General features: G+C 36.8%; 16 protein-coding genes. All 16 read right to left on the bottom strand.

Annotation, left to right across the window (positions count from 1 at the left end):
* Nucleotide 1 precedes the first annotated feature (1 nt).
* Nucleotides 2-1,411, bottom strand: coding sequence for a mannose-1-phosphate guanylyltransferase/mannose-6-phosphate isomerase (locus ACMV5I_RS16110; RefSeq protein WP_021179982.1), 1,410 nt, complete (start codon nucleotides 1,409-1,411; stop codon nucleotides 2-4).
* A gap of 654 nt (nucleotides 1,412-2,065) precedes the next feature.
* Nucleotides 2,066-3,088 (bottom strand): UDP-glucose 4-epimerase GalE, encoded by a 1,023-nt coding sequence (gene galE, locus ACMV5I_RS16105; protein ID WP_141131784.1) that lies wholly within the window; start codon nucleotides 3,086-3,088, stop codon nucleotides 2,066-2,068.
* A 413-nt stretch (nucleotides 3,089-3,501) separates the two neighbouring features.
* A complete protein-coding gene (locus ACMV5I_RS16100; RefSeq protein WP_414824810.1) occupies nucleotides 3,502-5,457 on the bottom strand; it encodes an acyltransferase family protein in 1,956 nt (651 codons plus the stop codon).
* Nucleotides 5,458-5,811: 354 nt separating this feature from the next.
* A complete protein-coding gene (gene rfbA / locus ACMV5I_RS16095; protein WP_414824809.1) occupies nucleotides 5,812-6,699 on the bottom strand; it encodes a glucose-1-phosphate thymidylyltransferase RfbA in 888 nt (295 codons plus the stop codon).
* A 20-nt stretch (nucleotides 6,700-6,719) separates the two neighbouring features.
* Entirely contained in the window at nucleotides 6,720-7,784 is a 1,065-nt protein-coding gene (rfbB, locus tag ACMV5I_RS16090; RefSeq protein WP_414824808.1) for a dTDP-glucose 4,6-dehydratase, read from the bottom strand.
* Nucleotides 7,785-7,966: 182 nt separating this feature from the next.
* Nucleotides 7,967-9,097 carry a TDP-N-acetylfucosamine:lipid II N-acetylfucosaminyltransferase gene (locus ACMV5I_RS16085; RefSeq protein WP_414824807.1) on the bottom strand — a complete coding sequence of 377 codons (1,131 nt, stop codon included), beginning with the start codon at nucleotides 9,095-9,097 and terminating at the stop codon, nucleotides 7,967-7,969.
* A 26-nt stretch (nucleotides 9,098-9,123) separates the two neighbouring features.
* Nucleotides 9,124-9,687, bottom strand: a complete 564-nt coding sequence (locus ACMV5I_RS16080) for an acyltransferase (protein ID WP_414824806.1) — start codon at nucleotides 9,685-9,687, stop codon at nucleotides 9,124-9,126.
* A 14-nt stretch (nucleotides 9,688-9,701) separates the two neighbouring features.
* Nucleotides 9,702-10,820, bottom strand: a complete 1,119-nt coding sequence (locus tag ACMV5I_RS16075; protein WP_414824805.1) for a DegT/DnrJ/EryC1/StrS family aminotransferase — start codon at nucleotides 10,818-10,820, stop codon at nucleotides 9,702-9,704.
* Between the two features lie 143 nt (nucleotides 10,821-10,963).
* Complete coding sequence (locus ACMV5I_RS16070) at nucleotides 10,964-12,388, bottom strand: undecaprenyl-phosphate glucose phosphotransferase (RefSeq protein WP_414824829.1); 1,425 nt, start codon at nucleotides 12,386-12,388, stop codon at nucleotides 10,964-10,966.
* 217 nt (nucleotides 12,389-12,605) lie between these two features.
* Nucleotides 12,606-14,063 carry an oligosaccharide flippase family protein gene (locus ACMV5I_RS16065; protein ID WP_414824804.1) on the bottom strand — a complete coding sequence of 486 codons (1,458 nt, stop codon included), beginning with the start codon at nucleotides 14,061-14,063 and terminating at the stop codon, nucleotides 12,606-12,608.
* A gap of 140 nt (nucleotides 14,064-14,203) precedes the next feature.
* Nucleotides 14,204-15,526 (bottom strand): hypothetical protein, encoded by a 1,323-nt coding sequence (locus ACMV5I_RS16060; protein WP_414824803.1) that lies wholly within the window; start codon nucleotides 15,524-15,526, stop codon nucleotides 14,204-14,206.
* A complete protein-coding gene (locus ACMV5I_RS16055; protein WP_414824802.1) occupies nucleotides 15,510-16,685 on the bottom strand; it encodes a glycosyltransferase family 4 protein in 1,176 nt (391 codons plus the stop codon). The genes ACMV5I_RS16060 and ACMV5I_RS16055 overlap by 17 nt, the downstream gene beginning before the upstream one ends.
* Nucleotides 16,686-16,791: 106 nt before the next feature.
* Nucleotides 16,792-17,532: a WecB/TagA/CpsF family glycosyltransferase gene (locus ACMV5I_RS16050; RefSeq protein WP_414824801.1), complete on the bottom strand. Its 741-nt coding sequence runs from the start codon at nucleotides 17,530-17,532 to the stop codon at nucleotides 16,792-16,794.
* Nucleotides 17,483-18,448 carry a glycosyltransferase family 2 protein gene (locus ACMV5I_RS16045; protein WP_414824800.1) on the bottom strand — a complete coding sequence of 322 codons (966 nt, stop codon included), beginning with the start codon at nucleotides 18,446-18,448 and terminating at the stop codon, nucleotides 17,483-17,485. Before ACMV5I_RS16045 ends, ACMV5I_RS16050 begins: the two co-directional genes overlap by 50 nt.
* Nucleotides 18,445-19,605: a hypothetical protein gene (locus ACMV5I_RS16040; protein WP_414822362.1), complete on the bottom strand. Its 1,161-nt coding sequence runs from the start codon at nucleotides 19,603-19,605 to the stop codon at nucleotides 18,445-18,447. The genes ACMV5I_RS16045 and ACMV5I_RS16040 overlap by 4 nt, the downstream gene beginning before the upstream one ends.
* Before the next feature lie 112 nt (nucleotides 19,606-19,717).
* Nucleotides 19,718-21,895 (bottom strand): tyrosine-protein kinase Wzc, encoded by a 2,178-nt coding sequence (gene wzc, locus ACMV5I_RS16035; RefSeq protein ID WP_414824799.1) that lies wholly within the window; start codon nucleotides 21,893-21,895, stop codon nucleotides 19,718-19,720.
* Nucleotides 21,896-21,902 lie beyond the last annotated feature (7 nt).

Raw genomic sequence — 21,902 nt, 5'->3', positions numbered from 1 at the left:
ATTAGCAACGCCCGTAGTGATCTTTTATGCGGATAACGTCATCGTCCCCAAGATAAGAACCTGACTGAATCTCAATCAATTCTAACGGAATGTTGCCTGGGTTTTCTAAACGATGGATAACCGCAACCGGGATAAATGTTGACTGATTCTCGGTAATCAAGAACGTCTTATCGCCAGTAGTCACTCTCGCGGTGCCGGAAAGCACGACCCAATGCTCAGCGCGATGGTGATGCATTTGCAAAGAGAACGCCTCACCCGGATTCACAGTAATACGATTGACGTTAAAACGTTTCTCGGCGACCAAAATGTCGCAACGGCCCCATGGACGATACACCTCACGATGCCGACGGTATTCACTACGCTTATTCTTCTTCAGATGTTCAACAATCTTTTTAACATCTTGAACCTTAGATCTATCTACTACCAGAACGGCATCTTTGGTGTTAACAATCACCAGGTTTTCTACACCTACAGCAGCGACCAGCTTCTCGTCAGTGTTGATGTAGCAGTCACGGGAGTCATAGAGGAAAGTATCCCCGGTCAGAGCATTACCCGCCGAGTCTTTCTTACTTACTTCCCACAACGCCGACCAAGATCCGACGTCACTCCAACCAGCATCCAGGGGAATGACCACCGCATCGTGAGTCTTCTCCATTACCGCATAGTCAACCGAGTCATCCGGGCAGGCAGAAAACGCATCGCGATCAACATTGATAAAGTTTTTATCGCATTCAGTGTTAGCAAGCGCATCGCGGCAAGCCGCAAGGATATCTGGGCGGAATTTCTCCAGCTCTTCCAGATAGCGCTTGGCACGAAACATGAACATGCCGCTATTCCAGTAGTATTCACCGGTCTCGATATAGCTTTGTGCCGTCTCGCTGTCAGGCTTTTCTACAAACCGTTGAACAGGCGCAGCCACCGAACCATTCTTACATTCCCCACGTTGAATATACCCGTAACCCGTTTCAGGCCCGGTGGGGACGATACCAAAAGTGACCAGACTCTTTGCAGCTGCATGTGGTAGTGCCAGGTCAATGGCACGATGGAATGCTTCGACATCATTGATAATGTGGTCGGCCGCCAGCACCAACATGATAGGGTCATTGCCCTGGGCAATAGCATTCAATGCGGCCAGAGCGATCGCTGGAGCCGTATTGCGCCCTACCGGTTCCAAAATGATGTTATGCGATAACATGTCGATCTGCCGAAGTTGTTCAGCAACCATAAAGCGATGATCTTCGTTACAGATTACAACAGGCTCACTGACGCCGACACCATCAAGCCGCTTTAACGTTTCTTGCAGCATTGAATGGATGCTATGCAAACGCAGGAATTGCTTGGGATGGAGTTCACGGGACATTGGCCATAAACGACTGCCAGTGCCGCCTGCCATAATTACGGGTAGTAACATTATTTATCCTTTATTACGTTAAGCTAAAAAGCTTCAAGTAATACAATCACTTAATAAAAATACGCCAATCGCAGTCTTTAACTCGCTTTCTTAGGTCATCACTCAGTCTTAATCCTCTTGGCAGTCAGTATGTCATTATTCCGATTTTCACACAAACCGTCATACTTTGTTACATCATAAAGTATAATGGTTGGCCGTAGAGGCGAGGTCAAAAAACCATCTTACTCACTGCCAGATCAAAAAAGCACGCTACCGCCCTTGGCTCAACAGCTACCAATAGACTGAAAATAAAGTATAAATTTTACGTTTTGTCCAATCCTTACGCTAAGTTAAGCATACAACAAGGCACACGATCATTACTTAAACGCGTACTTGTGCCCATTGGACGAGATTTTTGTTGAGTATGCTACCACCTAAGCGGGCAAAACACCTGTACATTGTCCGCTCTTTCAGTTTAATCTGAATACGTTTGTTGGTTTATTGAGCTACACGCCTGCTCTATCAGAAAATTTATTTTATATCAATTAATTAAGAGGGAAGAAATTCCCAAATTCTGTAACAAAGCCTGCAAATTGATAGCCGCCTTATCATTGCAAGGGCGAAAAAAAAGCCCATAAATGGGCTTTTAAGAATGCGTTATATTAAAGAATTTTCTTAGTTTTTACTAGCGTATCCCTGTGGGTTGTTCTTCTGCCAGTTCCAGGTATCACGCATCATCTCATCGATACCACGACTCACCTCCCAGCCCAGTTCTTGGCGAGCCAGGTTGGCGTCGGCCCAGAAGGCTGGCAAATCACCATCGCGGCGCGGCAAGATCTGATAAGGGATAGCAACACCGGAGGCTTTCTCGAAAGCATGCACCATCTCCAGCACGGAGAACCCAACACCAGCTCCCAAATTATAAGCTTTGAACCCTTCGACCTTCTTCAGATGATCCATGGCCATCAGGTGGCCTTCAGCCAGATCCATCACGTGAATGTAGTCACGCACACCGGTACCGTCTTCCGTTGGATAATCACCGCCGAAAACACCCAGCTTCTCCAGCTTGCCAATAGCAACCTGCGAGATGTATGGCAACAGGTTATTAGGGATGCCATTAGGATCTTCGCCGATCAGGCCAGACTCATGGGCACCGACTGGGTTGAAGTAACGTAAAGCGATAATCGAGAACTGCGGCTCTGCCTTAGCAAAGTCCTGCAGGATTTGCTCAACCATCAGTTTGGATGTGCCATACGGGCTAGTCGTACCGCCAATAGGTGTGGTTTCTACATAAGGGACTGGGGAATTAGCACCATACACAGTGGCTGAGGAACTGAAGATAAACTGATGAACTCCGGCACGACGCATCTCATCCAGGAGCACCAGGGTGCCAGAGACGTTGTTTTGATAATACTCTAACGGTTTGCGGGTTGACTCCCCTACCGCTTTGAGGCCAGCAAAGTGGATCACCGCCGAGATACGGTGGCCGTCGAAGATACGGTTCAGACACTCCGGATCTTGAATATCGCCTTGGTAGAAGATGGCTGCTTTGCCCGTTAGCTGCTCCACACGGTGCAGTGACTCTTCGGATGAGTTCGATAGGTTGTCTAGGACGACAACCTCTTCTCCACGTTCCAGAAGGGCCAGAACGGTGTGGGAACCGATGTAGCCAGCTCCGCCGGTGACTAGAATTGCCATTGTTACCCCTTTTGTGCGCGCTGGGCGCGCATAGAATCAGAAACCTGTAGCCTTCTATTCTACTCATTAAAAGTTTAGCGACTAGCAAGTTTAGCAAATCCTCTGCCCAGGAACCATATTCAGCCATATTAAACATATTTAAAAAGGGATCAGTCTAACAGAGCTCTTATTTTGATGTAACAACAGATTTTACCTTTCTGAAAAGATCAAGCAGCTAAACTATCATCGTTTATGAATGGTAACCGCCAATCATACATGAAGCAACTCTGTTACTCATACACATCATAGAGTAAAAAACCACATTATTGACATCAAAACATGAAATTATAGTTTAAGATTTACTAACCAAAAACAATATAACAAACAATTCCTAAAACAAACAACCCCAGTAGAAATAATGCCCCTTTAAGTTTTCAGAAAATTTTCTGAAACATAGGGACCAAAATCTTATTACCATACTCACCTAAATGATCATCATCGTAATAAATAGGTCTACCATCATGCATGCTTCCACATATTCCATTTTTGCACAACAGCGGTAATGGATTAAGTATCTTTACGCCACATTTTTTTGCTGCCTTGTCCTGAGCCTCCCAGACAAAGGAATGACGCTTCATGTAATCTGTTTCGGTTAAATAAATATGTGGTGTTTCCTTGCCAAACATCATCGCTCTAGACAACGTTTTTGGAACATCAAACATCATCTCCGGAATAGGACGAACCATAAACACCGGGCGAGTTGAAGCAATTTCACACACAGTATCAATAAGTCCCTTTTCAAATTCACTCAAAAATTCAGGAGTTGGTGTACGGAAAACAGACGAGAAGTAGACAATTGGTCTATTCATCTTTTCTAGAATGTTATGTTGTCCAAATGCATATGCTGAAGTTCTGTTTATGATGACCACAGGAATGGATTTATCCATAGTGGCCAACTTCTTTTTTTCCCACTGATTGTACTCAAAGCAATGCTGGTTATCAGGAGCTTCTCCTGGAATAACCTTTGCACTATAAATAGTTGGGCAATTAGCATAAGTCAGGTCTAATACACCATAACTCTTTGATGGAAGTGCAGCTTGTACCGCAGTTGTCATGGCGTCAGCGTGGCTATCACCAACAACAATCGCCTTGATATCACTTCCCCCGTATACACAAGCATTGGAGGTTGTACCTGATGTCGAGAAACACTTATCCCGGCTAGGTTTGATGTTGTAGCTTTCGTTTGCGATAAGATCAATCTTCGCGGGGACGCGGCTTACAAAATTAACTTTATAGATGGCGAGTGATGCTGCGCTGATGATCACCATGCATAGAGCTATTGTTAATACGTTCCCCCATGGTGTTTGTTTTGATAGCCTTCTGCGTGCTGGGTTTTCAATCAGGTGCAGGGATAGTTCGCCAAGCACGAGGCTGACGATGATCCCGATAACTATCCACTGCCACTGGTGTGCAGTTTCAGTATATGTCAACAAAACCACTACCGGCCAATGCCAAAGATATATCGAATAGGACGATACACCTAGTCGTTCGGCAATGAAATTGGATGTAAATATTGAGTTTTGGCGGCCAGCTCCCAGGACGAGCATCGCCCCTATAACAGGAACTGCTGCATTCAGGCCCGGCCACGCAAGTGAAGGGTTAAAAAGCACAATTGACGCGCTTATTAAAATAAAGCCAAGAAGTTCGATCTGTTTTGCTTTTGGCGCTGAAATTGTGGCATTACGAGTACCCCACCAGACCGCACCGCCGGCCAGCATTTCCCATGCACGGGTAGGCAATAAGAAAAATGCAGCTGCAGGCGTTTTAAAGGCCAGATAGCTTGACAATGCAAAGGAAAGAATACAGCCAGCAAAAATAACAAACTTAATCCCATTTGTTTTCCAGAAATGCCACATTACCATGAAAGCAATCGGTAATATCAAATAGAACTGCCATTCAACGGATAAAGACCAGGTATGAAGTAGCCACTTTTCATGGGATGCAGCGTCGAAGTATCCAGCCTCCCTCCAAAACTTGATATTTGAAATGAAGAAAATAGCTGATAGTGCATGGATAGAGAGCGTTTTATAATCTGCCGTGGGGAGCCAAAACCAACCCAAGGCCAATAGGCACAGACACAAGGCAACGAGTGCTGGTATGATCCTTCTGGCTCGCGCAAGGTAAAACTTCCATATTGAAAACTTGTCTGCTTCAAGGCCATTGACGATGATTTTTGTCATAAGGAAGCCAGAGATGACAAAGAATACGTCTACACCGACAAACCCACCGCCGAAGCAAGGGATGCCAAAATGGAACAAAACAACAGCAATGACAGCCCAAGCTCTGAGTCCATTGATGTCATGCCTAAAAGCCGTTACATTTGAAGACATAATTTAACTCGATTAGCAAAAAATGAATATATTGTTGAACACAAAAAAATGTCATCAAAACTTAAAGTTGGCTAACATTCCTCATCTAATGATCGGAGGTTATGAGAATGTAATGCCACTCATATACAAATAACGACTGGCATAAAATCATTAAATAAGAGAAGAACACTATAATGACAAAAAAATTGAATTTTTAAAATAAATTATAGCCGAAAAGAAAAAGATATTAGCAAAAAAAATACAGTCTGGATTATCGTAACTTTATTAATAAAGGAGAATTGAAGCATCACATTACGACATTAATAACCTTGTTTTAAAAAGTGCATTAAACCAGACTTGAAATTATATTTACACTTAACTTTTATTTATGTCCGAGCGCTCACCAATAACATGCGATAAATATTTTCCATAAAGCGTTTTTCCTAACAACTTAGCTTCTTCCTCAACTTGCTCACGAGAAAGCCAGCCTTTACGAAATGCAATTTCTTCCAAACAAGCAACTTTAAAACCTTGGCGTTTCTCAATTGTATGAATAAACTGTGACGCTTCAATAAGGCTATCATGAGTACCAGTATCTAACCAAGCGAAACCGCGACCAAGTAATTCAACATTCAACTGGCCTGCTTCAAGATACATTTGATTCAGAGTAGTAATCTCTAGTTCGCCACGGTGAGATGGTTTAACATTTTTGGCCATTTCCACCACAGCTGCATCGTAGAAATATAATCCTGTAACAGCCCAGTTCGACTTGGGAGCAGTAGGCTTTTCTTCAAGTGAAAGAGCACTAAACTTTCCGTCAAACTCGACAACACCAAACCGTTCAGGATCCATCACCTGATAACCAAATACCGTAGCACCAACTTCTCGTTTAGCAACGCTTTCAAGCTTCGTGCTGAAACTTTGACCAAAGAAAATATTATCCCCAAGAACCAATGCACATCGTTCTCTATTTATAAACTCTTCACCAATGAGGAAAGCCTGTGCAAGCCCATCTGGACTAGGCTGAATCTCGTAGCTGAGTTTTATTCCGAAGCGACTGCCATCACCAAGTAAGCGTTTGAAAGAGGGTATATCATCAGGCGTTGATATGATTAGAATATCTCTGATCCCTGCCAGCATCAGTACAGAGAGCGGATAGTAGATCATTGGTTTATCATAAATAGGGAGTAATTGCTTGGATACACCGCGAGTGATGGGATACAGACGAGTTCCAGACCCACCAGCTAAAACAATTCCTTTCATATTCACTTTCCTAGATTAAATTAACGGGTTAGCGCTAAGCGTTCACTTTTGTAGGAGTTATCCTTAACACGACGCCACCATTCTTCATTTGCTAAATACCATTCAACAGTTTTTCGAATTCCACTTTCGAAAGTCTCCTGAGGGCTCCAGCCGAGTTCTCGTTCTATTTTCGAAGCATCAATTGCATAACGCATATCATGTCCGGGACGATCGGTAACAAAGGTGATCAATTCTTCATACATAACTAGGTTACGGGGTTTATTCGGCACCATAACATCCAAAATACGACAGATCGTTTGCACAACTTCAATATTTTTGCGCTCGTTATGGCCACCAATGTTGTACGTTTCACCTACTTCACCGTCACAGACAACTTTGTACAGAGCCCGTGCGTGATCCTCTACATACAGCCAGTCACGCACTTGAGCACCATTGCCATAAATTGGCAATGCTTTACCTTCAAGCGCATTAAGGATGGTTAGCGGGATCAGTTTTTCTGGGAAGTGATAAGGGCCATAGTTATTGGAGCAGTTCGTTACGATCGTTGGCAACCCGTAAGTGCGTAGCCAAGCTCTGACTAGGTGATCGCTTGAAGCTTTAGAAGCAGAATAAGGACTGCTTGGTGCATAAGGTGTGGTTTCAGTGAATAAGTCATCGGTACCGTGCAGATCGCCATACACTTCATCGGTCGAAATATGGTGGAAGCGGAAGGTTTTCTTTGCCTGCTCCCCCAAAGTTTGCCAATACTTGCGGGCAGTTTCAAGAAGCGTATAAGTTCCCAAAATATTGGTTTCTATAAAAGCATCAGGACCATCAATAGAGCGATCAACGTGACTCTCAGCAGCCAGGTGCATTACCGCCTCAGGTTGGAATTCGGCAAAAATATGGTCTAACTTGGCTCGATTACAAATATCTAAATGTTCAAACCTGTAACAGTCACTTTGTGCTATCGAGGCTAAAGACTCGAGATTACCTGCATAAGTAAGGCTATCTATGATCAAGATTTGATCTTTAGTTTCGTTAATAATATATCGCGCTAAGGCAGAACCAATAAAACCAGCACCACCGGTAATAAGAATTTTCATATTCCCCTCAGAGTAGCTACACAATGTGAGCTATAGATTGTCCACACAGTTATTAACTACTAATGACAAACCAATATAATTTCCTACGTAATAACATTGTCTATTAAACATTAACAACAGAGTCATTAATGACTATGATACTTTATGAACTTACAACGCTATTCTTTAAAAATGCATATAACTTAATTTATTACAACATCGGAATCATTAGATGTCATTATATTAATAAACCTTTCAGTTTTAGAAAATTGAGCCTCAGCGCCCCAAATTGAAAGAATTATACTTCTATTTTTCGTAACATCGGGTTTTGGTAGTGAATGAACAGTTTTTATATCATCAATACTGTAAATATCAAAACCACTTTCCGATAAAAATGCATATAAAGGATTAGCCTTATCTAAAAAAACGTATGCACCTACAAACAGAGATATGATAATGTTACCCAACCCTTGTTGTCTAAGATGATTCATTACAACAAAAGGACAATCCTGCAGCAAATTTACATATTCATCGAATGAAATAAAGTCAGTTAATAACTGTAAATCTTCAGATTTAAAAGATTCGTAAAACAATCTAACAATTTTATCTTTATAGAGATTAGTGTCACCATAACTCAGTGGAACCACTATTTTATACCCCAACCCAAAATTAAATACGTCCTTAAAAGCATCAATATGATTATTCGTTGGTGTACAACTATTCCCTAAAAGAACCTTTTTACTATCATAATTAACCTTAAGATCACCTAGCAAATGAAGAGTATTAACGAAGCCACAATAGTTCCAATCAACATAATTCATTTCGCAATTGAACTTTTCTGAGACCAAGCTAAACTCACTAAATAAAACAGGGGAAAAATAATCAATACTTTTTGGATTAAAGAGTATTGAAATTATTTTTTTTATAATAGAACTTACAAGTGAGTTAGGTTTAGCGTTTCCATAGATATCAATTGCAATTTTTCTAGTCTCAGGTTTCAAGACACAAAGTTCGTCATTTTCTATAATGCTATAATAATCAAAACCAAAACCTATCCAAGCTTTCTTTACTCTAGCAGAACTAAATAGACAAGCTATTTTGGCTGGCTGAGTAAGAGAATGAAATATGATTGCGTCAAAATTATTGAGTTTACCAAGAATGCACATTATTAGAAATTTTTGGAAAGAAAATACTTTTACCCGTTTACTTTTGACAAATTCAGGAGTTTCTTTCTTTGATATTACCCAATACTCATTAACCCCCTCATTGACAGCATCAAATTGGGAGATCGCATCATCTATGAATTTCTCATCTGCAGCCAAATGTAAAATCATATTATAGTTAAAGCCTCACTACAAAATTAAGAACGATCATTTATTTTTTTCTCTAATTCAAGGATATTCATCTTCCTAAGACCGATTATCTTCGCAGGAACCCCTGCATAAATGGTGAATTGATTGCAAGTTCCTTTTATGAGACTTAATGCTCCGATAGCTACACCAACATCTAATTTAGCTCCTGGTAAAATAACAGAACCAGATCCAACAATACAATGTTTCTCTAATGTAACTTCTTGATGATGAACATTTGTCAAATCTGCTGGAATCATTGGGTTTGTCATAAACTCACCTGAATAATCATCAGAACTTGAGTATATACTTACTCTTGATGATATATTGCAGTAATCCTTAATTGTAATAGCTCCTTTTCCAATAATGGAACTATAAACAGCAATATGTACAAAATCCCCAATTATTACACCATCACTTCCAGCAGATATCACGCAGAAATCATCAATTCTAACATTACTACCGATAGTAATGTTACTAGTATTGTGGAATGATGCCTTATCCGATATTAATACATTATTACCAAAAGATTTGAACCCGACTTTTTTTAAGTCATTTAAAGATAACCATCCCACAATTGTCTCCAGCTTTATTTTTTACGATAATTAATTATTAAGTTAGCAACTTTAGCAATATCATTGCTAGACAAACTGGCATGAAGAGGTAGACAAATAACATTATCGGAAATTTGTCTTGCGTTTGGTAGATTTGATGGATCTGATGATGGTAACCCTCTATAGGTTGAAAAATCAGAAATCAAAGGATAAAAATATCTACGACCTAGTACATCATTATCTTTTAAATGATTATAAAGATCATCTCTACTTCTTCCATATAGAGCTGAGTCGACAATAATAGGATAATAAGAATAATTATAGACCACATTGTCAGATAAAATTGGTAACTTTATACCATCAAAATCACCTAATAAGGTCAAATACTCCTCGAAGGCAACTTTGCGTTGACTTATTGCTTGATCAACATAGTTTAGGGACAACAATCCAAAAGCAGCCTGAACTTCATTCATTTTGGCATTTATGCCAGGAGCAACCACAGTAACTTCATCTCTAAAACCAAAATTTTTTAAATCATCAATGTGCTGTTTCATTTTCCTATCTTTGCAAATAATTGCACCACCTTCAATCGTAGAATATGTTTTGGTAGCATGAAAGCTTAAAATAGATAAGTCTCCCCAGTTTAAAACAGACTCACCATCCGATTTAACTCCAAATGCATGCGCTGCATCATAAATGACTTTTAAATTATATTTCTCGGCAATGTCCATGATTTTTTTATTATCACATGGATTTCCATAGACATGTACCGGCATAATAGCTGTAGTCTTCGGTGTAATTGCAGCCTCGATCTTTTCCGGATCCAAGTTAAACGTAACTGGATCGATATCAACAAAAACTGGCTTTATTCCATTCCACCAAAGGGAATGAGTTGTAGCTACAAAACTGTACGGCGTGGTTATTACTTCTCCGCTAATTCTGAGAGCCTGTAGAGCAGTTATTAATGCTAATGTACCATTTGAAAATAAGCTTATATATTCCGTATCTAAATATTCGGCTAACTTTTTTTCTAACTCTTGGTGATATGTGCCATTATTTGTTAGCCATTTTTTCTCCCAAATCTTCTCCAAGTAAGGAATAAACTCTTCCAGAGGAGGTAATAAAGGAGATGTGACAGTAATTTTATCGCTCATATAAACTCTATATTTCTATTAACAGTGGATTTATCTTGAACATCATTAAATTCAAGCGTCATGTATAGATTATCCGCACGGATCGTTATCCTTTAAACACTAAGAATAAAACGAAGTGCATTTATTTCGATATAGCTAGCAATCTAATAAGCTGATTTATTTATAAATCCTTTAAAAACAGTCAAGAAAATTATCTTTAAATCTAACCACAAACTCCAATTCCTTATATATTCAAGATCATACTGGATTCTTTTTTCCATTTTTTCGTTTGTATCTGTCTCACCACGCCAACCATTTATTTGTGCCCAACCAGTAATCCCTGGCTTAACTTTGTGGCGTAACATATAGCCTTGGATGATTTTTCGATACTCTTCGTTATGAGCAATGGCATGTGGCCTAGGGCCAACTATTGACATATCACCAATAAGTGTATTAAAGAATTGAGGTAATTCATCCAATGATGTTTTCCTTAAAAAACCACCTATCACTGTAAACCTAGAATCATTCTTTGTCGCTTGCGTAACTTTAGCACCATCCTCCATGACAGTCATACTTCTAAACTTCCAGACTTGTATAGACTTTCCATCCATACCGTAGCGCTTTTGTTTGAATAAAATAGGTCCACTCGAAGTAAACTTAACGGCACATCCTATAGAAAATAGCACAGGAGAAATAAAAATTAAAATGATTACTGATAATACGATATCTTCTAATCGTTTAATTATACGATTTAACCCTGTAAGGGGTGTATCGCACAATGAAAGAACAGGGATGCCATTTACTTCTTCACTACGATGCTTTAATATCTCCAATGAAAATAAATCTGGTACTAACATTACTGAGCAAGTTGTATCTGCAAGTTCATGCATTATTTTTTTTATTTCTTTTTCATTTTTCATTGGTAATGCAATATAAATTTTGTCAATATCCCCACTCTTGGCATCCATGATCATTTGGTCAATTGAACCAAGAAATGTGACATCTGCATCATATACCACATTATCCTGACTTGTTATAGTACTCTCTGAGCTACTATAAAAACCTTTTAGCAAAAGTCCGAGCCAAGGAGCCGAAGTAAGTGATTTAGCCAAATGAACGCCAGGTAAAGTTCTCCCAACTATAACGACATTTCTCGTATTGTATCCCATGGAACGAAGAGAATTGATGGTAAGTCTTATAAGATAGCGAGCAAGGCAACCAAATATCAGAACTAAAAAATACCAAAGAAGGAAAGATGAATCATCGATATTAAAGTATTCAAGCCCCCCTGTAAATAACATTATAATTACAGTAATAATGGCACTTAAAGACCAGTTCTTGACAAACCCTAGCAACTCTTTAAATAAAGACATTCCTCGCCAAGAGCGATAAAAGTCAGAGACACCACCGATTAACTGGAATATAACAATTGCTAATAACGCAATGATATTACTATGGATACTAAAACTTTCATTATTTATGTAACACAACGCTAGTATACTAAAATATATTATTGATAAATCAGAAATCCTTTGCAAAAGTGAAATCACTGATGCATTAGCTTGTCTCGTATGATTTACAGTCGACATCATTTTATTCACTTAATTGATAAGCCTATCGGTTAGCTGCTATAATAATTCAAAAATAGCGAAGCAATAAAACAGGTAAGATAGCAGTACAATTTAAATAACAAATAAAATATAACACTATAAAATACCTTTTATTCTATAACTATAATTCTACCTCAAAGAAGCATAATTAGCTTTCGATATTACATGTCTTAACCACTACTAAAATAAAGCCTATTTATTCTTTTCTATCATCGCTAATCATTTTACCCTTGACTACATTAATCAACAGAGGACTGAACAATGCTGTAATAAGCACTCCTTTGATCAGTATTGATACGTAATTATTGATATATACTTTACTTTCAAAACCCGTAATATAAGAGAGTATGCATATAGATAGAAAAAGCAAAAATATTACAGTATGTATTGTCAAATATTTTATTGAACTCTTTGAAAAACATTCTTTATACATAATATAATAATTGATATAAAAATTAATATAAAATGCAAGTACAATTAACATTGATAATGACACAAGGTTTTTTTGTACTATACCGATAAAGATCATCGTGACCATTATCCCCATGGAATACAGTCCCGTTTTGAATAGTACTTTAGCTTTCCCCATTCCTTGAAAAAAACTTCCACTTGTAGATAATACGACTTGCACAGGTATTGAAAGAGCTAATATTTTTATTATGCTTGCAACATCTGACCATGAGTCACCTAATATTATATCTACTATTTCCTTAGAGCAGATAAATATACCTAGACCTAAAAAGGAGCCAATTATGGCTAGTTGCCTAGAAAAAGCCCTATGGACACTTTCTATCACAGATAAATCTTTACTCCCTTGTATAACTGGTTGTATAGCAGGTGTCATCGCGAATGTTAATAACATTAATGGATAACGCATCAGTTGATAACTTCGGTCATAAATACCAAGTGATGACATACCTAAATATCTACCAACAAGTATATTATCCAAGTTTCTTGAGAAGTAGTTCACAAAATTAAATAAAAATTGGTAGATAGCAAAGTGATATATGATTTTTATTTGATGAATTTCCTTTCCAACCTTCGCTCTTCCGAAGAAAGTATCCTTAGATGATATGTAATATGATAAAAATCTAAATGAAGCAGTAAGCAGACCTTTAATAGACAAACAAATCAATGGTGAAAATATTGAGTACGCGAAAAAAATCAAAACCAAAATTAACGTAACCATTTCACTAAGCACATCGCAAACACCAATTCTTATAAATTGCCTATCCTTTTGCATACTTGCCAATGGTAAAATGGATGCACAGAAAAATAAAATACTAAACGCAACATAAGGTACTGCCAGAGAAATTTCACTATCATTATAAAATGAGACTAATAAAGGGGTAGCCGAATAAAAAACAATGGAGAGAACACATCCTAGTAAAATTGTGAATGAAAAAATCCCATCTCTCTGTTCGATTGAAAGATTATTTTCATTAATAAGTGCTGGTCCAATTCCAGCTTCTGACAACAATTGAAAGAAAACATAGAAAACCTGAATCGATGCTACAATTCCAAATATTTCAGGAGGGAAGAGACGTGAATATATTACAAGTGAAAGAACTTGAAAAATGTAATTTAAATAACGCCCTCCCATACTCCTTATGACAGAGTGATGAAGTGACTTAGTGACTTTACTTTCTGTCATTATCATTCCTTATCTACTACAGTTTCCCGATAGTATCATCCTTGATGTTATAAAAATCCACATATGCAGCATTAATTTTAAATGTAAAGTATCGGTGATAATATGTTTATATAACTTATTTTTCCCTTAACAACTACCAATTAATTTTTAATGGCACTATCACTCATTCCAATGTTACCACTGATAGCATATTTAGCAGGAATACTAATAAGATTCCAAGTCCTCTTTGTACAACCTGTTAAATCACACCCAGTGATAATTAGTTTTTGATTTTCGGAATTACCGCAAGTTGTTAAGCTATATGCAGGTGAAACGACACCGTCTTTATGGTCATTTTGTCCAATTGCGGTGTAAACACCATTAAGAATTAATTCTGCATCTTTTCCTTCCATGTAAAAATGGGAAGAATCCTTTGACTCCTCTGCTTTCGAACCATTTCTTCTGAAAATTGCCCCACTAATTATCCATGTGGACTCAATTGATTTGACACCGCAAAAAGCAGCTCTATCACATATACCAGATGTAATTACATTGTTTTTCGCTCGGAATGCAGAGTAGTTACTCCCTCGATTCCACTCATTTTTTATATTTATAAATACATTATCATTCGCTCCTTCTTGTAAATTCACCCCATCATCATGATTGTTATTAATTGTACCGCCTTGAATTTTTGAGTCTAGTATATTTTGCACACCTCTAAAATTTGATGAAATCATACAACTGTTTAAATCAACTCCAACGTATCTATTGTTTTCACCAATAGCAATTCTAAAACCATAAAAACCGCAATAGAAAGCTCTAAACGTTCCTATTAAAGATTTGTCTACAACCTGTAGTCCATCAATTTTGTAAGACGGCCCGCCATATTGGACTATTCCAAAGAACGTTGCATTAGTATTAAACTTAAAAATAGCCTTCCCGCCATCAGCGAGCACAATCCCTGCTCCAACACCAAGAATATCCTCTTTATTTTCAACAGTATAAGGAAGCGAAGAATAGCCAACTAGCCAACAGCCCTTTGGCAGTACAACATCTTTTATTAGATAGTACCCCTTAACATTAGGGAAATAAACATGTGGGGAGATTCGCAAAGCCTTAATTAAAGCCTTCGAATGGTCCAACCTTGGTTTCGAAGAATTAGCATCCGCTATTTCATAGTCAGACATGAAATCTTGAATACTTACTAATTTTTTATTCATACTTCTGATGCTATTAATTTTGCCGTCCATTATTTGTGCTTCGTTGCCAAACTCCTCATCATCTTTGTCATTTTTATGTTCTCCTTTTTCAAGGTCATGCCCAACTCCAGCACGTGTATTCCCCATAACAAACGGGGTTGCTATGGTGCTTAATATAATTTTTTTAAGCAGGCCCCTTCTCTGAAGGGAGTGTTTTTCTTTATTCGAACCGCCTTGCCCCCGTTCATTTACAAGCCAATGAATAGCTTTACGAACATTTATCATAAATTTTTTCTAATTGAGATTTATAATCTTCAGGATCGTGCTGAGCAATTATCCTGTCTAAAGAGTTTGTACTTTTAACTTGTATCAATCCACGTTTAGAATTTAATTCTAGTATTGCATTTTCAATCCCAGAGATAATTGTATTTCGAAAACTATCTTTTTTCTCTTGTGAATCTATTGCTAGCTCTGAATATTTATTAAGAGGAAGCTTAATCACCCAACCACAGTGTTCATTGTTTATCTCTGTGAGAGCCCTAACGTTTGTAGTTATTACAGGACAACCGCTTGCTTGCATTTCTAAAACTGAATATCCATATGTATCTGACCATGTGGGAAGCAAGCCCACATGACTTTGCTGCATTAAGTTAAGTACTTCATAATTACTCAAAGATTGATGATGCACTATCCATGGTTCTTGCTCAATTATTTCTGAAACCTTCTTGTAAAAACCCTCATCATCCTTCCATTCTTTTAATACATAATTATTTTTTCTTGCTAGATCTCCAATCACCGTAAGGCTCAATTTAATATTATTTTTTCTCACAATATTATTTAGTGCTATTACAGTTTCTGCACCACCTTTCCTATAAAAATCTCCACCAACAAATAAAACCCTAATTTCATCAGTTTCATTTAATTCTTTTTTGCTATTATTCGATATCAATATTTTCTGAGGAGGAGCTACAACATGAATCTTATTCTCTATCGTATCTTTATACTCCGAATAAACATTCAGAATATTTTTTTGGATTTTTTTTGCTGATTGTGATAATGCAATAATAGCCTTACAGTGTTCAGATGCAATCCATTTTAATTTTTTTTCCACCGCAGGACATCGTTTGATTCCATCAACATAATCTGGGTTATGATGGATGCTTATTAGCTCTCTACAGCGAGGTAAGCTAGTTTCAAATGTTGTAACCCAGTTTTTCTTTTGAGGTGTAATAAAATTAAAAAAGTGCATCATTTTAACGCTACTCGGCACTATACCTATAAATATAAACTGAAAGTTAGAGAAGTCTGCACCGCGTAATTTATCTATATAATAAGCATAGCGAGCAAAATTAAATCTAGATAAGTTTACATAATTATTTTTTGTTTTATTAATAATGCATCGCTGCTCTGGATATTTATTTTGTATATAACCAATTCTATTCATTATTCCACCATGTAGACAGTGTATAAAATTTCGACATTTAATATCGTCACCGTTAGTATGCAGCACAATATCAATTTATAGTTATCATCTAACATTTGAGAATAAATTATTTTCTAAAATAATTCACAATGCAATATTTAAAATAGTCATAGTAAAATGCACTAACTGACAAAGGGTAATATAAAACATATCTTTTTAGTAATTTAGGCTCATCCCAAATCCGATAGGCCCAGCGTAAATTTAGCTTATTAATTAATTTGGGATAGTAGTTAATGCCTTTCTTGCATGTCTGATGGAGAAAACCTCCGCAAGTAAAACCAATCCCCTGCCAACCTGCATATTTCAATTCGACTATAAAGTTCTCTTGATGTGGTGTTCCCATGCCAGCAATTACATATGTAGGGTTAATTTTTATAATATAGTCAATATATGCTAGTCGTTCCGTTTCATTTAGAAAGAAACCATGCCTTACATCAATGATTTTTATATTCTCAAAGCTCTCAGTTAATATAGCTTTTACCCTCATTGCGACACCTTCTTCGCTACCAATAAGGACCAATGTTTCATCATGCTCACTTGCATGATTAAAAACAATTGGAGCTAATGATGTCATGTCAAAACTAACTCTTGATGCTTTAATTTTTATAGAGCGCATCATTTTTTCAAAAATTATCCCATCACAAAATATTGCATCTATATACTTAAATGAGTTAGTGTTTTTTCTAAAAACATAGTAAGAATAACAATTTAAAAATGTATATATTTTATTCTTTTTAGTTAAATTAATGCATGCTTCTTCAGTGACTTTTTCTTTTATTATTTTTATGTTCTCTATATTCCATGACATAACATTTCAACCTTTTATAATTAATATAAAATAAATTTTGCAATGAATATGGTATAACTAATACAGTACAATATGTAAGTAATTTATTTACTGTCACTACTTCTTTTTTTAATTTCATTGCAGCTTTTAAACTGTATTTTTTATTATTATTTCTTGCTGCTTTTAAAACCACAAAATTATAATAAAATTCATTTATAGCCGATGGAGACATTCTATCTTCATTTTCGATCAACCAATTATACGAATAATCAAAAGACTCCCCTTTTAAGTTTGGTCTATCTTTCGAATTCCAAAATATTGCTGTTCCAACTGTATCAACAAACTCTATCTTTAACCCGCTGAATTCGAAAGACAAACATAAGTCGTAGTCTTGATGCCTTATATATTTTTCATTAAATCCATTATCATCAAAAAATGACCTTCTAACTGTTAAAGTCGAAGTTTGCATTAACTCTTTGGACGTAAATAGGTAATCACTGATATGCTCATTGTCTTTAATCGGTCTACTAGGAACTATTGACTCAAGTTTATTGTTAAAGTAAACAAGGGCTTTGTTATAGTACACATCAGACTCTGAGGATACTGCATTTGCTAGAGATATCAGTTTACCTGGCATAAAAATATCATCGGAATCAAGGAAGCTAACCCATTTTGTTTTTGCCAGTCTAGCCCCCTGATTTCTTGTCACTGCTGCATTGCTTTTGAAACTGTTATTAATCATCATTATCTTTGTAGAGTTCAGTTTTTCTACAGCCGCAATGATTTCATCTATGTTATCACTATAATCATCAACAATAATTATTGAATCTAATAGCTCTTCACTAAGTTCCTGGCTGAGGACACTCTCTAAAGCTCTGACTAATTCTGTCACTCTTTTAAAATTTGGAATGACGACAGTAAATTTACTATTATTCAATTTATTACTCCTTCCTCACTATCCTCTTGCCTTTTTTTCTTAAAATCACTATCAATACCAATAAATAAAATAAGTGACAAAGCCACGTATACATTATTTAATGAGGAAACGGATAGAGCTGTAGCGAGCAAGATCAAAATTACACAAATCTTGTGTTTTGTTTTAAATTTGTATAGATATACCCATATAGGGATAAGTAGCATGAAAAAACCAATTATGCCATGATCATAAATCACTCTAAGTAGAAATGAATGCAATATCACTGAATAGCATTCTCCATTTCCTGCATAACTAAATAACGACTCATAGTAAGCTAGATCATGGCATGAGCCTATTGATAGAGGAGTTATTGCCTCTGAACCTATAAAGAAACGCCACCAAGGCCAGTCAGAAACTGAGTAGATAAACTCTAATAAAAATCTATATCTATCAATAGACTCTAGTGATGAGCCTGATGTTAACCTCTCACTAAATATGAAAAACACCAAAGAAAGAACTATTGGAATTAAAACCATATACAACATCTTTCGTATATCTAACTTCCTATCCATAGAAAATAAAATTGCTATCAGAAGTGCTGAAAATGAAGATCTTGAACCTGATATAAAGCATACAACAAGTATAATCATAGTATCAAGAATACCTAATTTCCCTCTTATTATATTCACTAGATAATATGTCAATATCAACATTATTAATTCAAAGTTATTTTCAATCAACAATGTTGGTCTTTCAACATTTAATAGGAACTTATCTGCACTGTACTTAATCAGGAATAATATAACTATAAATCTGTAAAATTTAACCACATTCTCTTCAGAAAACACTCGCCTCTTATAAAAAAAACCAAGCAGTATAAGATAATAATAAGACTTATAGGCCTGAATGAAATCTATTATATTTTTTTGCGTAACTAAAAGCACAAAAAATAGCGAGTACAGCAGATAAAAAAGTGATAACAATGAAAAGACAAGTGCTATTTGGTTAATCCCATACTTAAAAAAAGCAAGGAGAGCAGCTATGAAGAATATTATTTCCAGAAATCCGGTTTCAGGTATTATCAAGAAACCCGAGAGGTAAGTAGCCCCCAATAAGCATAACAACGTTATCGAGTATAATGAAAACCACTCACACCGATTTTTAGTTTCTAAATACATATTTTTTTATCTTCATAATTTATCTAATATTAATTAAAGTTTAGAATATTATTGGCGAGAACAACCTAAATGCTGAACTCGCCTTGAATGACTTTTATATCATGTAATAAACCTAATCTTTTGACTTGTATTCATAGTTATAATAGTCATAGCCATAGTTATAGTAATTAGCCGCCTTCCTCATAACAGCATTAAGAATCACGCCCTTAATTTCAATACCATTTTGCTCAAATCGTCTAAAACTAACCTCCACCTCTTTAGGGCTATTCAACTCAAATCTAGCAACCATTAATGATGTTCCAACGTGCTTACCGATAATTGCCGCATCTGTAACTGCAAGAATCGGAGGGGTATCAACCAAGACTAAATCATAATTCTTTGATGCCCAGTCCAATGTAGCTGTAAATCTTGAGTGCATCAGTAGTTCTGAAGGATTTGGTGGGATTTGACCCCGAGGAAGAAAATCGAATCCCTCATGCTTGGTTTTCTGAATGACCTTTGATAAATCTAGTCTACCCGCAAGAACATCAGATAGCCCTATCTTACCCTCTACACCAAGTAGCTCATGCGCGTAACCCTTTCGCATGTCACTATCAATAAATAAAACCTTTTGTCCACTTTGGGCAATTACTGCGGCCAAGTTGGCGCTAATGAACGTTTTCCCTATCCCAGGACTAGCACCTGAAATCATTAGAATATTATTCTTTGATTCCATCATTGCAAAGTGCAAACTCGTACGTAAACTTCGTATTGCTTCTATGGCTAGATCCGCTGGATTACCAAATGCTAATAGTGAGTTAGAGTCTGTATTAATCTTCCTTCCTTTATGCTTGCTGACAAACTCCAAATCTCTCTTTCTCTGCCATTCAGATAATGGAACACTTGCATAAACATTAATACCCAAAGATTCTAACTGTTCAGGACTTTCAATTCCTCTATGTAAGAAAGAGCGCGTAAGTATATAACCTATAGACAAGACTCCACCGAAGATAACGCTTAGGATAAGAATAATTATTTTTTTCGGTTGAACTGGAGTAGGCTGAGTTATTGCATGGTCGATTATTCTTACATTACCTACAGTACTAGCCTTCGAAATACTTAACTCTTGCTCTTTATTCAACAGCTGCATGTATACTTCTTGCCCTGACTGAACATCACGGCTAAGGCGTAGTATTTCCTGTTGTGTTTTGGGCATTGAGCTAACACGTTTATTTAGTTTTTCACGTTGATCTTCTAAGGTCTGCCTTTTTTCTAAAAGAGCCCGATAAGATGGGTGTTCCTTTGTATACAGTTTTGATATTTCGGCTTCTTTAAATGTCAACTCATTTAATTGCGTATCGACTGATACTATAGAATCTAAAACAGACTTTGCTTCTAAAGATAGATCAACAGAGTCGTTCTGTTGTCTATATTTATTTAACGTATTCTCTGCAGAATCAAGTGCATTTCTAACTTTGGGAAGCTGCTCTCGCAAGAAATCAAGACTACGAGCATCTTCTTCAGATTTTCTTTCAACATTTTGTTCTAGATAGTTTTTAGTAATTCTATCCAATATCTTTTGTATTTTGATAGGGTTTTCGCCAGTTAATGTTAATCCTAGCACCCCAGTATTTTTTCCCTTATCTGCAACATCAAACTGCTTTAGCAATAAATTGATTGCTTCTAACTCTGTATTTTTACTGATATCAAATAAAGTTCCTGGCTTTGCATCAATATCGCTGACCAAAATAGAAAAACCATTTTTGCTGAGTATACTTCCAACTTTGCCTTCAGCAAAATTACTACCATCCCTGGTTATTGTATATTCATTATTCTCACCTACGTTTAAACTCAACGTAGGATCTGCTGCCCAAGACTCCGGCAATTCTAGCCTCGACACAACAATCCTAGCTTGATCTCGTTTCATTAACCGAGCCAGCCCTTTCCCAATAATTGGAAAGTGTCGTTCTTCTATTACTGTCCGTAAATTTAAGTCATCAACTGTTTTACTTAAAATCATTCTTGACTTTAGCAGTTCAATTTCAGGCGCTGATTCTGGCTGCCCACTTGGAAGCATCTGATTAATATTATTCAGTAATGAATTACCAACACTTTGTTCAACTTGGACCATAGCATCTGCACGGTAAACTGGCGATGCAAAAAGACTGTACAAAATACCAATTGTTAAGAATGTTGCGGTAACACCAATAATTAGCCATTTATTATCAACCAATTCACCAATTAGGCGTCTTACGTCAATTTCATCAGATTTTTCATTTCTAATATTATTTGCTTTATTTTTTTCTAACATTTGAAGT

The sequence above is a fragment of the Serratia sp. T13T92 genome (genome assembly GCF_047530105.1).
In the GTDB taxonomy this organism is placed as follows: domain Bacteria; phylum Pseudomonadota; class Gammaproteobacteria; order Enterobacterales; family Enterobacteriaceae; genus Chania; species Chania fonticola.
Note: the sequence above shows the minus strand (reverse complement) of the source record. Positions and strands in the feature narration are given on the sequence as shown.

What these genes read in the sequence shown, in the direction of transcription:
- ACMV5I_RS16040 (WP_414822362.1), bottom strand. Translation starts at nt 19,605, where the DNA reads ATGTATTTAGAAACTAAAAATCGGTGTGAGTGGTTTTCATTATACTCG.
- galE (WP_141131784.1), bottom strand. Translation starts at nt 3,088, where the DNA reads ATGGCAATTCTAGTCACCGGCGGAGCTGGCTACATCGGTTCCCACACC.
- ACMV5I_RS16065 (WP_414824804.1), bottom strand. Translation starts at nt 14,063, where the DNA reads ATGACAGAAAGTAAAGTCACTAAGTCACTTCATCACTCTGTCATAAGG.
- ACMV5I_RS16050 (WP_414824801.1), bottom strand. Translation starts at nt 17,532, where the DNA reads ATGTCATGGAATATAGAGAACATAAAAATAATAAAAGAAAAAGTCACT.
- rfbB (WP_414824808.1), bottom strand. Translation starts at nt 7,784, where the DNA reads ATGAAAATTCTTATTACCGGTGGTGCTGGTTTTATTGGTTCTGCCTTA.
- ACMV5I_RS16085 (WP_414824807.1), bottom strand. Translation starts at nt 9,097, where the DNA reads ATGATTTTACATTTGGCTGCAGATGAGAAATTCATAGATGATGCGATC.
- wzc (WP_414824799.1), bottom strand. Translation starts at nt 21,895, where the DNA reads ATGTTAGAAAAAAATAAAGCAAATAATATTAGAAATGAAAAATCTGAT.
- rfbA (WP_414824809.1), bottom strand. Translation starts at nt 6,699, where the DNA reads ATGAAAGGAATTGTTTTAGCTGGTGGGTCTGGAACTCGTCTGTATCCC.
- ACMV5I_RS16100 (WP_414824810.1), bottom strand. Translation starts at nt 5,457, where the DNA reads ATGTCTTCAAATGTAACGGCTTTTAGGCATGACATCAATGGACTCAGA.
- ACMV5I_RS16070 (WP_414824829.1), bottom strand. Translation starts at nt 12,388, where the DNA reads ATGTCGACTGTAAATCATACGAGACAAGCTAATGCATCAGTGATTTCA.
- ACMV5I_RS16055 (WP_414824802.1), bottom strand. Translation starts at nt 16,685, where the DNA reads ATGAATAGAATTGGTTATATACAAAATAAATATCCAGAGCAGCGATGC.
- ACMV5I_RS16060 (WP_414824803.1), bottom strand. Translation starts at nt 15,526, where the DNA reads ATGATAAATGTTCGTAAAGCTATTCATTGGCTTGTAAATGAACGGGGG.
- ACMV5I_RS16110 (WP_021179982.1), bottom strand. Translation starts at nt 1,411, where the DNA reads ATGTTACTACCCGTAATTATGGCAGGCGGCACTGGCAGTCGTTTATGG.
- ACMV5I_RS16075 (WP_414824805.1), bottom strand. Translation starts at nt 10,820, where the DNA reads ATGAGCGATAAAATTACTGTCACATCTCCTTTATTACCTCCTCTGGAA.